This is a genomic window from Pseudomonas sp. JAI120 (assembly GCF_014207255.1).
Taxonomy (GTDB): domain Bacteria; phylum Pseudomonadota; class Gammaproteobacteria; order Pseudomonadales; family Pseudomonadaceae; genus Aquipseudomonas.
Genome location: NZ_JACHCZ010000001.1, coordinates 1,419,931 through 1,431,574 on the forward strand (window position 1 = coordinate 1,419,931; position 11,644 = coordinate 1,431,574).

Sequence of the window (11,644 nt, forward strand, 5' to 3'; positions counted from 1 at the left end):
TACCTAACTTGACATTCGGTTAACCGCACCAAACGCCCCTCGCTCGTATGCTGGATGTTCACCAGTCTGGCCGCGCGGCGAGTTGTCCATGCGTGCCGGCGCTGCTTGTCGATGTGTTCTGGAAAAGATCTTGATGAATTTTTCGCGCCTGCTCTGCTCGGTTGCGCTGCTGCTCAATGCCTCACTGGCACTCGCCCAAGGCTTCAAAATCTCGGATATTCGAATCAACGGCCTGCAACGGGTCTCTGCGGGCAGCGTGTTCGGGGCGTTACCCCTGAACGTCGGCGACGAAGCGGATGACCGGCGCCTGGTGGACTCGACCCGCGCGCTGTTCAAGACCGGTTACTTCCAGGACATCCAACTGAGCCGCGAAGGCGATGTGTTGATCATCAATGTAGTCGAGCGTCCTTCGATTGCCAGTATCGAGTTCGAGGGCAACAAGGCGATTGCCACCGATGACCTGATGAAAGGCATGAAGCAATCGGGCCTTGCCGAGGGCGAACTTTTCCAGCGCGCCACCCTGGAAGGGATACGCAACGAGTTGCAGCGCCAGTACGTTGCCCAGGGCCGATACTCGGCGTCGGTCGACGCGCAGGTGATGGCTCAGCCGCGTAACCGTGTGGGCTTGAAAATCAAGATCGATGAAGGTGAAGTGGCGTCGATCCAGCACATCAACGTGGTGGGCAACACGGTGTTCCCCGACGATGCCCTGATCGACCAGTTCACCCTCAAGACCAGCAACTGGCTGTCGTTTTTCAAGAACGACGACAAATACGCACGGGAGAAGCTGTCGGGGGACCTTGAACGCTTGCGTTCCTATTACCTGGACCGTGGCTATATCAACATGGATATCACCTCGACCCAGGTCTCGATGACGCCGGACAAAAAGCACGTCTACATCACCGTGAACATCCAGGAAGGCCAGAAATACACGGTGCGCGAGGTGAAGCTCAGTGGTGAGCTGAAAGTCCCGCAGGACCAGGTCCAGTCCTTGCTGCTGGTGCAGAAGGGCCAGGTGTTCTCACGCAAACTGATGACCACCACCTCGGAGCTGATTACCCGCCGCCTGGGCAATGAAGGCTACACGTTCGCCAACGTCAACGGCGTGCCGCAGTCCCACGATGAAGACCACACGGTTGACGTCACGTTCTCCGTCGACCCCGGCAAGCGGGCCTACGTCAATCGCATCAATTTCCGCGGCAATACCAAGACCGACGACAAGGTGCTGCGGCGGGAAATGCGCCAGATGGAAGGTGGCTGGGCGTCGACCTATCTGATCGACCAGTCCAAGGTGCGCCTGGAGCGCCTGGGGTTCTTCAAGGATGTGAACGTCGAGACACCTGCGGTGGCGGGCATCGACGACCAGCTGGATGTGAACTACGCCGTGGAAGAACAGGCGTCCGGTTCGATTACCGCCAGTGTCGGCTTTGCCCAGAGTTCGGGGCTGATCCTCGGCGGCTCGATCACCCAGAACAACTTCCTCGGCACCGGCAACTACGCCAGCCTGGGACTGACCCGCTCGTCCTACCAGAGCAAGTACAACATCGGTTTCACCGATCCCTACTTCACCACCGACGGGGTGAGCCTGGGTTACAACGCGTTCTACAGCAAGACCGACTACAACAAGTACTACGATGACGGGGTGTCCTATTACGCCATCAATAGTTTTGGCTTGGGCGCCAACCTCGGTTACCCGATCAATGAAACCTCGCGCTTAAACTTTGGCCTGACCGTACAACACGACAGCATCGAACCTGGCACCTACAGCGCCGACGAGATCTACGACTTTATCGAGCGCGAAGGCAAGGAGTTCACCAACTTCAAGGCCACCCTTGGCTGGTCGGAGTCGACCTTGAACAAAGGCGTGCTGGCGACTCGCGGGCATTCGCAAAACCTCAACCTGATGGTGACGGTGCCCGGCAGCGACCTGAGTTTCTACAAAATCGACTACACGGGGCAGACGTTCCTGCCTGTCAGCAACAACACATCACTGCGCTTTCACACCAAGCTCGGCTACGGCAGCGGCTATGGTTCCACAGACGGGCTGCCCTTCTATGAAACCTACACCGCCGGCGGCGAAGGCACGGTGCGCGGCTTTGAAAGCGGCACTCTCGGCCCGCGCAACACCCCGGCTACCGGTGCCTACGCCAGTGCCGGGCAGGCGTACTACTCGGATCGGGACACCGAGTCGCTGGGCGGCAATATCCTGATTACCGGCGGCGCGGAATACCTGTTCCCGGTGCCCTTCATCAAAGACAACAAATCCGTGCGCACCTCATTGTTCTGGGACGTGGGGACGGTGTATTCGGACAAGTGCTACCTCAGCACGACACAGGGCTGCGGCAGCGTGGACCTGGGCCAGATGGCCAGTTCGGTGGGGGTTGGAGTGACCTGGTACAGCCCGCTGGGACCGCTGAGTGTGAATTTGGCCTATCCGATTCGCACGCCGGAGAACGCGGACAAACAAGTGTTTCAGTTCTCCATGGGGCAGACGTTCTGAAGGTTGTTGCGTGTTGATGCGTTTCCCCTTCTGGGAAAGGCCCTACACAGATACCGAACGTCTGGTGAAGCCGCGGTTAGGTATTCTTTTTTATAAAGGAACTCTGCTGTCGAGCCCTGGTCGGCTGATGTATGTATTTTCCTTTCACTACGCGGATAGATCGGATGAAACAGACGCCCTTCGTCGAGGCCAAGCCTGTTGCCGACAAAAAGCTGGCTGTGTTTGCACCCGTGTCAGCGCCGTGGCGTTCAAGCGTACCCTCACTGACCCTGCACGATTTTGCTGCCTGTCGGAATGCCGAGTCAGGTGCAGTTTTTATTATTGCTTCCGGCCCGTCAGCCAAATCATTTCCCCTCGAAAAATTTGCACACGTCCCCATGATTACCATGAATGGGGCGATTTCGATGTTTATGAATACCGACATCAAACCGAGTTTTTACGCCTGCACGGACAGAAGCTTTTCCACACAACAGCCGGATTTATTCAACTACGCCATGGCGGTCAGCCAAAGGGTCGCGCTATGGGAAGACCATGCGCGATCATCCCGCGTTCCTTCAACCGGGGAGTTCTACCCGTTATCCAAGGCTACAAAACCGTCGTGGCTCGATGTGGCGCTCGGGAGACAAAAAGAGTTGGTAACCGATCACTCCTTGATCACCTTTCGGAAACGGCCGATCGGGTTCAGCAAGGACATGAGCCAGGGCTTTTTTGATGCTCGAACCGTGGCCTACCTGGCGATACAGCTGGCATTTCACGTCGGGTTCTCCAAGGTTTTTCTGGTTGGAGTCGACCTGAACGAAAACTCGGGAAGGTTTTACGAAACGAAAGACTCCATAAACTCTCCCTGCGGGCTCGACCAGCACTATGACACCCGCATACTTCCGTCGTTTGAGTTGATGTCCAAGAAAGTCATGGGGGATGACTTCATGGTTTACAACTTATCCGATATTTCGAAAATTCCGGACAGCGTCATTGCGCGTGTAACCGTTGCGCAAGTGGAAGCGATGCTCCAAAAGCCATGAAGCAAGGGAGGTTGATGATTAGGAGCTGCCTTGAGTGTCGCCGGAATAGAACTCGACATTGCCACAGTCAATTATCCACGGTTGACGCGAGCCCTTAGCGACTGGCGCCCTTTCACATACCTTTCACAGTCGAGCGTCTAGGGTTAACCCAGCTCCTGGTGAACATCCCTTTAAGCCCGCACTCCCCATCGCGGGCTTTTCTTTGCCTGGGATTTAATCGTGTAAAACCAGGTCAATGCCGGGCCTCCAAATGACGTTTGTATGACGGCGACGCCCTTGATGACGTACTGACGTTTCATCGGTCAAACAGGCTCCTTTCAAAGCGCCTCGGCCCAGCCGCGCAGCACGAACTTCTGGATCTTGCCCGTCGAGGTTTCCGGCAACGGGTGGCTTCGGGATTCTTCAGGTAGCCCTTCATTACTGTGTTGCCGCGCATGAGGATTTCACCAACGCTGACCCCGTCGCAAGGCACCGGTTCCGGGGTCTGCTGATCGGCGGCAGCCTGTGGTTTGATACTGCACTGGAAAAATGCCGCTGCCGTTGATCTAACTTATAGCTAAGACCGTACTAACGCAGCGGCACGTTATTGAATGCAGATTTAATTAAGACTCAACTTATCGGCTGAACCGAATCATCTATTTAATCCGTGAAATACACTACAACTCGTGAGCGACATTATAAGCAGGGTGAATACCCGCACAAAAAAGCTATGAACCTTACTGTTTCACCGCGTTAGCCATTAGTCGAATACTGCCTCCCGCGAGCAGGGCCTTATAGTGCGGAGCCTAATCCCCCCCCTATTGAAATAGTTTTGAGTATTTTTAATGTCCCTCAAGCCCCCCACACCGAATGCACTTGCGATTAATGAGGAGCTATTGCATTTAATACAAGCAACCGCTAACGCCCAAACGGCCTGGATGACAACCGTCAACCATTTGGAAGCAGCCTGTGATGACGTCTGGCTCGCGCGCATGTGGGAAGTCGAGAACCTGGAAAACCAATACAGGGCCTGCCAGGACCATTTGTTTTCCTACCTAAAAAAAACCATAAACCTTTAAATACCTGGTGACGGCCTCCTGTCTTTCGATAGTTAGCCGCAAACATTCTGGCCAGCCAGAACTCGGTCCTTCTGGATATTCGACTAAAGCACAAGACAACATTGTGGGTCTCAGAGAACCAACTTAGTTTACTAACCACCATCCCCGCCAACGCCTGAAAAACATAAGGCTGTATCCTTTCAGTAACACTACAGCCCATGAACACCACCTGGCTATATTTTTTCACACAAGGTCCAAGTTGAGGTGTGGAACATGCTGAAAATTAAAGCACTGGAGGTCTTGGTCGACACTCAGGGGATCAATAATCAACCTGCGTTATTTTCGGGAGTCTGTATGTTTGGCTGGATCAGCAATATCCGAGTCAGTGCTAAATTAAGTTGGGGGTTCGGCCTGGTGCTGGGGCTTGCGCTCTTGCTGGCCGCGACCGGCTGGTACGCCGTTGTGACACTGACCGAGCGCGGGCTTAAGGTTGAAAAAATTGCGCAGATCAGCAACTACACCAAAGACTTGCGAATCATCCGTTTGCGCATCGGTACCAACGCTCCAGCGGATGCCTATCAACCCTTGCAACAAACCCTGGATCAACTTGCAGCCCATCTGCACAGTATCCGGGAACTGTTTATCGAGCCGATGGATGAAGACCTGATCCAGCAGCAGGAAGATGCGGTCAACGAGTACGGAAAACGCCTGCACGACCTGTCCACGCCTGACATTGACCAGGCGGCGCTATTTAAACGGATGGGGCAGTTGGGTGACCTGTTACTCGACACCACGCAAACCCTCATTCAATCGCAAAATACCAAACGCGATGCCGATGCCGCCTCTGCCAAGACGCTGCTGGGACTCGTCGCGGCCCTGGCACTGTTGCTGGGTACACTCGCCGCCTGGGTCATCACCCGCCAAATCGTGAACCCACTGCAACACACGCTCCAGGCAGTGAACCGCATTGCCCAGGGTGATTTGACCGAGCCTGTAAAGGTCGACCGGCGTGACGAGTTGGGCCAACTGCAATCAGGCCTTGCGCAGATGATGCACAACCTTCATGAGCTGATTGACGGTATTCGCTCCGGTGTTATCCAGGTGGCCAGCGCGGCCGAGCAGTTGTCGGCAGTCACCGAGCACACGAATTCCGGCATCAGCAATCAAAAAGCCGAAACGGATCATGTGGCCACCGCGATGAACGAGATGACCACCACTGTTCACAACGTCGCACGCAATGCTGAAGAAGCCTCTGCGGCCGCGTCCAGCGCGGATCAACAAGCCTGCGAGGGGGAGCAAATCGTGGGTGAGGCGATTGCGCAGATCCAACGCCTGGCGGCAGAACTCAACCAGTCGGCCGAAGCGGTGCGCCATCTCCAGGAACAAAGCGACAAGATCGGCGGCGTACTGGATGTAATCAAAGCCGTCGCCCAGCAAACCAACCTGCTGGCGCTGAACGCGGCCATCGAAGCGGCCCGCGCCGGAGAGGCTGGCCGTGGCTTCGCAGTGGTGGCAGACGAAGTCCGCAGCCTCGCACTGCGTACCCAGCGCTCCACTGAAGAAATTGAAAGCCTGGTCGCCGGGGTACAGAGCGGCACCCACGCCGTCGCCTCAGGCATGGAAAGCAGCCGGGTACTGAGCGAAAGCAGCGTGGAATGCACCCATCGGGCGGTCAATGCGCTGGAGAACATCACGGGCAAGGTCTCAATCATTCAGTCAATGAATCAGCAGATTGCCACGGCAGCGGAACAGCAAAGCGCCGTCACCGAGGAGATCAATCGCAGCGTGATCAACGTTCGCAACATCTCCGACCAGACGGCCAACACCTGCGAAGAAACCGCAGCGTCGAGTAACGAGCTGGCGCGCTTGGGGCATGAATTGGAGCGGTTGGTGGAGCGGTTTAAGGTTTAAGGGGCGCAAGGGCGGCTGCCGGTTTACGGTAGCCGTTCGCCCATTAGCTTCAAGAATAGTCTCCAACGGGCAACCCCATAAATCCTTCTAACTGGTTAGCTCAGTCGGAACCGGCTAACAATTGCACTAAGATCTGTAGCTTTCGCGGGTTTTGCGCAGGCACAAAAAAGCCGATCTATCTGATCGGCTTAAGAGTCTGATTTTACTCAGGAATAATGGTCGGGACGGAGTGATTCGAACACTCGACCCCTAGCACCCCATGCTAGTGCGCTACCGGACTGCGCTACGCCCCGACTAGGCGTGTTACTGGATTCGCTTCGTAACGAAGCGATCAGGAATATACCGCAAGCTTTTGAAATGTGGAAGTATTTTAAAAGCCTGAATCATTTTTTCAAAACCACCAGCACATCTTCCAGTTCGGAGATCATCTGGCGGATCAGTTGCTTGTACTGGGTGGTGTCGTCTTTGGCCTCATCACCGGACATACGCTGGCGCGCGCCGCTGATGGTGAACCCCTGATCGTACAGCAATGCACGGATCTGTCGGATCATCAGCACATCCTGGCGCTGATAATACCGACGGTTCCCGGTGCGTTTGACGGGGTTGAGTTGAGGAAACTCCTGCTCCCAATAGCGCAATACGTGCGGTTTTACCGCACAAAGCTCGCTGACTTCACCTATGGTGAAGTAGCGTTTGCCTGGGATGACGGGTAGCTCGTCGTTATGACTTGGTTCCAGCATAAGCCTCAACTCGGGCCTTCAACTTCTGCCCTGGACGAAAGGTGACCACACGGCGAGCCGTGATCGGGATTTCTTCTCCCGTTTTTGGATTGCGGCCAGGCCGCTGGCGTTTGTCCCGCAGGTCAAAGTTGCCGAAACCGGACAATTTGACCTGTTCGTTGTCTTCCAGAGCGTGCCTGATCTCTTCAAAAAACAGCTCGACCAATTCCTTGGCCTCGCGCTTGTTCAGACCCAACTCTTCGTACAGACGTTCCGCCATCTCAGCTTTCGTCAAAGCCCCCATACGTCACTTCCTTAACGTGGCGTTCAACCTTTGTTCGAGCGAGGTGAGGATATTTTGTGTCGTGGTATTCACCTCATCGTCATTAAGAGTGCGCGATGGATGCTGCCAGGTCAAGCCAACTGCAAGGCTTTTTCTATGCGGATCAATGCCTTTACCCTGATAGACGTCAAATAGCCTGAGGTCTGTCAGCCATTCCCCTGCATTTTCACGGATTACATCCAGAACGGCAGTGGCGGCGACTTCACGATCGGCGATCAGGGCCAGGTCGCGACGCACTTCAGGGAAGCGAGACAACTCGCTGAATTTAGGCATCTTGCCCGAGGCCACTTCGGCCAGGACCAGCTCGAAGACGAAGACCGGGCGGTCGAGCCCAAGGGTTTTCGACAGCTCTGGGTGGATGGCGCCGACGAAGCCCACCAGGCGACCGTCACGTTCGATACGCGCAGTCTGGCCAGGGTGCAACGCCGGGTGGTTGCCTGGCACAAATTTGAAGTCGTCCAGCGCACCGGCAAAGCCCAGTACCGCTTCCACGTCAGCTTTAACGTCGAAGAAGTCCACGGCATCACGGCCTTGCGCCCAGCCTTCCGGCAAGCGGCTGCCGCAAACAACACCGGCCAGCATTGGCTCTTGCTTCAGGCCGTCGAGTTGACCGACAAACCGCAGGCCGCTTTCGAACATGCGCACGCGGTCTTGCTGACGGTTCAGGTTATGGGAAAGGGCTTTCACCAGGCCTGGCCACAGGGACGAACGCATGGCGGCCATGTCGTTGGAGATCGGGTTGGCCAGCAGCAGCGGTTCGACGCCCGGGTTGAACAGCTCGAACTGCTTGGGATCGATGAAGCTGTAGGTCACCGCTTCCTGATAGCCACGGGCAACCAGCAGACGGCGCAGCTCAGGCAAATGCGCACGCGCTTCTGCCTTGGGTTGCGGTGCCAGGCGCGCTTGCGGGTAACGAACCGGCAAGCGGTTGTAGCCGTACAGGCGAGCCAGTTCTTCGATCAGATCGACTTCCAGGCTGATATCGAAGCGATGGCTTGGCACTTCAACATGCCACTGCCCTTCCCCACCCGCAGAAATGTTCAACCCGAGGGCCGACAACAATTGCTCGATTTCAGCCGGAGCGATGACCAGGCCGAGCATTTGTTCGACGCTTTTGGCGCGCAGGGTGATCGGCGCAACAGACGGCAGATACTGCTCGCTGACGGTTTCAGTGATCGGGCCGGCTTCGCCACCGGTGATTTCCAGCAGCAGGCCAGTGGCGCGCTCCATGGCTTCACGGGCGAGCTTCCAGTCCACACCACGCTCATAGCGGTGCGAAGCATCAGTGTGCAGGCCGTAGGAACGGGCCTTGCCAGCGATGACAATCTGGTCGAAGAAGGCGCTTTCAAGAAATACATCGCGCGTAGTCGCAGACACACCGCTGTGCTCGCCTCCCATCACACCGGCAATCGCCAGGGCGCGGGAGTGGTCAGCGATCACCAGGGTGTCGGCGCGCAGGCTGACTTCCTGGCCGTCGAGCAGAACCAGCTTCTCGCCTTCTTCGGCCATACGCACGCGGATGCCGCCATTGATTTCAGCGAGATCGAAAGCATGCAGCGGTTGGCCCAGTTCAAGCATCACGTAGTTGGTGATATCGACGGCAGCGTCGATGCTGCGCACGTCGGCACGACGCAGGCGCTCAACCATCCACAGCGGGGTTGGCTTGGACAGGTCAACGTTGCGGATCACGCGCCCCAGGTAACGTGGGCAGGCGTTTGGCGCCAGCACTTCGATCGGACGCACTTCATCGTGCACCGCAGCCACTGCAGCAACCACTGGACGAGTCACTGGAGCGTCGTACAGCGCACCTACTTCACGGGCCAGGCCAGCCAGGGACAAGCAATCGCCGCGGTTCGGAGTCAGGTCGACCTCGATGCTGGCGTCTTCCAGTTCCAGATAGACGCGAATGTCCTGCCCCACTGGCGCATCGCCCGGCAGCTCCATCAGGCCATCGTTGCCCTCGCCTACTTGCAACTCCGCCTGGGAGCACAGCATGCCGTTGGACTCGACCCCACGCAGCTTGGCCTTCTTGATCTTGAAGTCGCCCGGCAGTTCGGCGCCGATCATGGCGAACGGGATCTTCAGGCCCGGGCGCACGTTAGGCGCTCCGCACACGACCTGGAACGTTTGCGCGCCATTGCTGACCTGGCACACACGTAATTTGTCGGCATCAGGGTGTTGCTCGGTGCTCAACACCTCACCCACGACCACGCCACTGAAAACACCGGCGGCCGGCGTAACGCTATCGACCTCAAGACCGGCCATCGACAGACGCGCAACCAGCGCATCGCGGTCTACCTGCGGGCTTACCCAGCCACGCAGCCATTGTTCACTGAATTTCATCCTGCTCTCCTAAAGATTCGTTACGACTAGCGAAATTGCGCGAGGAACCGCAAGTCGTTGTCGAAGAACAGACGCAAGTCGTTCACGCCGTAACGCAGCATGGCCAGACGCTCAACGCCCATGCCGAAGGCAAAGCCCGAGAACTCTTCCGGATCGATCCCGGACATGCGCAGCACGTTGGGGTGAACCATGCCGCAGCCCATCACTTCCAGCCAGCCAGTCTGTTTGCAGACGCGGCAGCCTTTACCGCTGCACATCACGCATTCCATGTCGACTTCTGCGGACGGCTCGGTGAACGGGAAGAACGATGGACGGAAACGCACCGCCAACTCTTTCTCGAAGAACACCCGCAGGAACTCTTCGATGGTGCCCTTGAGGTCGGCGAAGTTGATGTCGCGATCAATCAGCAGGCCTTCGACCTGGTGGAACATCGGCGAGTGGGTGATATCGGAGTCGCTGCGGTACACACGTCCTGGGCAGACAATGCGGATCGGCGGCTTGTTCGCTTCCATGGTGCGGACCTGTACCGGAGAGGTATGCGTGCGCAACAGCATGTTTGCGTTGAAATAGAAGGTGTCGTGCATCGACCGGGCCGGGTGATGACCTGGGATGTTGAGCGCCTCGAAGTTGTGATAATCGTCTTCGACCTCAGGGCCTTCGGCAATGCCGTAGCCGATGTGGGTGAAGAACTGCTCGATACGTTCCAGAGTCCGGGTGATCGGATGCAGGCCGCCCGAGGCCTGGCCACGGCCAGGCAAGGTCACATCAATGGACTCGGCGGCGAGCTTGGCCGCAAGATCGGCCTCCTCGAGCGACGCCTTGCGCGCATTGAGCACCTCTGTGACACGCTCCTTGGCGACGTTGATCAGCGCACCGACTTGCGGGCGCTCTTCAGCCGGCAAATTCCCCAGGGTCTTCATCACCTGAGTCAATTCACCCTTTTTGCCAAGGTAGTGAACCCGGATTTGCTCCAGGGCATTGATATCTTCAGCGCTTTGCACAGCCTCAAGAGCTTGAGCGACGAGCGCGTCCAGGTTTTCCATGTACAGACTCCAGATACAAAATAGGGGAAGAGCTTGAAGGCTCTTCCCCTATTTATGACGTTTACCACCTTGGGCTACAGGAGCAGCCCAGGGTGACTGTCGGGGGTACTTAAGCCAAGGTGGCTTTAGCTTTCTCGACAATCGCAGCAAACACCGCTTTTTCGTTCACAGCCAGTTCAGCCAGAACCTTACGGTCGATTTCGATGGACGCTTTTTTCAGGCCAGCGATGAAACGGCTGTAGGACAGACCGTTAACACGTGCACCAGCGTTGATACGAGCGATCCACAGAGCGCGGAACTGACGTTTTTTCTGACGACGGTCGCGGTAGGCGTATTGGCCTGCCTTGATTACCGCTTGCTTGGCAACACGGAATACGCGTGAACGCGCGCCGTAGTAGCCTTTAGCGAGTTTCAGAATTTTTTTGTGACGTTTACGGGCAATGACGCCACGCTTTACACGAGCCATGAGTTACTTCCTCTATTCTTGATCCAAAATTAACGAAGGCGCAGCATGCGCTCGACTTTTGCCACGTCAGACGGATGCAGCAAGCTGCTACCGCGCAGTTGACGCTTACGCTTGGTCGACATTTTGGTCAGGATGTGGCTCTTGAAAGCGTGCTTGTGCTTGATACCGTTAGCAGTTTTCAGAAACCGCTTAGCAGCACCACTTTTAGTCTTCATCTTTGGCATGTTCGGATACTCCGCATTCAGTTGATAAACATAATC

The 11,644-nt window shown here is 56.5% G+C and carries 9 protein-coding genes, 1 tRNA gene and 1 pseudogene; 3 read left to right on the forward strand and 8 right to left on the reverse strand.

Going from position 1 to position 11,644, the window contains the following annotated elements:
* Positions 1–133 precede the first annotated feature (133 nt).
* Positions 134–2,500: an outer membrane protein assembly factor BamA gene (gene bamA, locus HDC32_RS06510; RefSeq protein ID WP_184743061.1), complete on the forward strand. Its 2,367-nt coding sequence runs from the start codon at positions 134–136 to the stop codon at positions 2,498–2,500.
* A gap of 164 nt (positions 2,501–2,664) precedes the next feature.
* Entirely contained in the window at positions 2,665–3,522 is an 858-nt protein-coding gene (locus tag HDC32_RS06515) for a lipopolysaccharide biosynthesis protein (protein WP_184743063.1), read from the forward strand.
* A 385-nt stretch (positions 3,523–3,907) separates the two neighbouring features.
* Here HDC32_RS06515 and HDC32_RS06520 read toward each other — a convergent pair.
* Positions 3,908–4,018: pseudogene (locus HDC32_RS06520) on the reverse strand (hypothetical protein); the annotation flags it as partial.
* Positions 4,019–4,913: 895 nt separating this feature from the next.
* Between HDC32_RS06520 and HDC32_RS06525 the strand changes: the two are divergent.
* Positions 4,914–6,470 (forward strand): methyl-accepting chemotaxis protein, encoded by a 1,557-nt coding sequence (locus tag HDC32_RS06525; RefSeq protein WP_131698271.1) that lies wholly within the window; start codon positions 4,914–4,916, stop codon positions 6,468–6,470.
* Between the two features lie 216 nt (positions 6,471–6,686).
* Here the strand turns inward: HDC32_RS06525 and HDC32_RS06530 are convergent.
* The 7 genes from HDC32_RS06530 to rpmI all read right to left on the reverse strand — a co-directional run bounded on the left by HDC32_RS06530 (position 6,687) and on the right by rpmI (position 11,608).
* Positions 6,687–6,763 (reverse strand) — tRNA-Pro (locus HDC32_RS06530).
* A 90-nt stretch (positions 6,764–6,853) separates the two neighbouring features.
* Positions 6,854–7,210: a MerR family transcriptional regulator gene (locus tag HDC32_RS06535; RefSeq protein WP_003174972.1), complete on the reverse strand. Its 357-nt coding sequence runs from the start codon at positions 7,208–7,210 to the stop codon at positions 6,854–6,856.
* A complete protein-coding gene (gene ihfA, locus HDC32_RS06540) occupies positions 7,191–7,493 on the reverse strand; it encodes an integration host factor subunit alpha (protein WP_002553164.1) in 303 nt (100 codons plus the stop codon). Before ihfA ends, HDC32_RS06535 begins: the two co-directional genes overlap by 20 nt.
* Positions 7,494–7,496: 3 nt before the next feature.
* Entirely contained in the window at positions 7,497–9,875 is a 2,379-nt protein-coding gene (pheT, locus tag HDC32_RS06545) for a phenylalanine--tRNA ligase subunit beta (protein ID WP_184743066.1), read from the reverse strand.
* A 26-nt stretch (positions 9,876–9,901) separates the two neighbouring features.
* Positions 9,902–10,918, reverse strand: coding sequence for a phenylalanine--tRNA ligase subunit alpha (pheS, locus tag HDC32_RS06550; protein WP_131700545.1), 1,017 nt, complete (start codon positions 10,916–10,918; stop codon positions 9,902–9,904).
* Positions 10,919–11,027: 109 nt separating this feature from the next.
* The gene (rplT, locus tag HDC32_RS06555; RefSeq protein ID WP_003174975.1) at positions 11,028–11,384 is read right to left on the reverse strand and encodes a 50S ribosomal protein L20; all 357 of its coding nucleotides are present in this window, start codon (positions 11,382–11,384) and stop codon (positions 11,028–11,030) included.
* Between the two features lie 29 nt (positions 11,385–11,413).
* Positions 11,414–11,608 (reverse strand): 50S ribosomal protein L35, encoded by a 195-nt coding sequence (gene rpmI, locus HDC32_RS06560; protein ID WP_002553160.1) that lies wholly within the window; start codon positions 11,606–11,608, stop codon positions 11,414–11,416.
* Positions 11,609–11,644 lie beyond the last annotated feature (36 nt).

Excerpts from the sequence above, each read along its gene's own strand:
- HDC32_RS06525 (WP_131698271.1), top strand. The coding sequence starts at position 4,914 with ATGTTTGGCTGGATCAGCAATATCCGAGTCAGTGCTAAATTAAGTTGG.
- rplT (WP_003174975.1), bottom strand. The coding sequence starts at position 11,384 with ATGGCTCGTGTAAAGCGTGGCGTCATTGCCCGTAAACGTCACAAAAAA.
- HDC32_RS06515 (WP_184743063.1), top strand. The coding sequence starts at position 2,665 with ATGAAACAGACGCCCTTCGTCGAGGCCAAGCCTGTTGCCGACAAAAAG.
- ihfA (WP_002553164.1), bottom strand. The coding sequence starts at position 7,493 with ATGGGGGCTTTGACGAAAGCTGAGATGGCGGAACGTCTGTACGAAGAG.
- HDC32_RS06535 (WP_003174972.1), bottom strand. The coding sequence starts at position 7,210 with ATGCTGGAACCAAGTCATAACGACGAGCTACCCGTCATCCCAGGCAAA.
- pheS (WP_131700545.1), bottom strand. The coding sequence starts at position 10,918 with ATGGAAAACCTGGACGCGCTCGTCGCTCAAGCTCTTGAGGCTGTGCAA.
- bamA (WP_184743061.1), top strand. The coding sequence starts at position 134 with ATGAATTTTTCGCGCCTGCTCTGCTCGGTTGCGCTGCTGCTCAATGCC.
- rpmI (WP_002553160.1), bottom strand. The coding sequence starts at position 11,608 with ATGCCAAAGATGAAGACTAAAAGTGGTGCTGCTAAGCGGTTTCTGAAA.
- pheT (WP_184743066.1), bottom strand. The coding sequence starts at position 9,875 with ATGAAATTCAGTGAACAATGGCTGCGTGGCTGGGTAAGCCCGCAGGTA.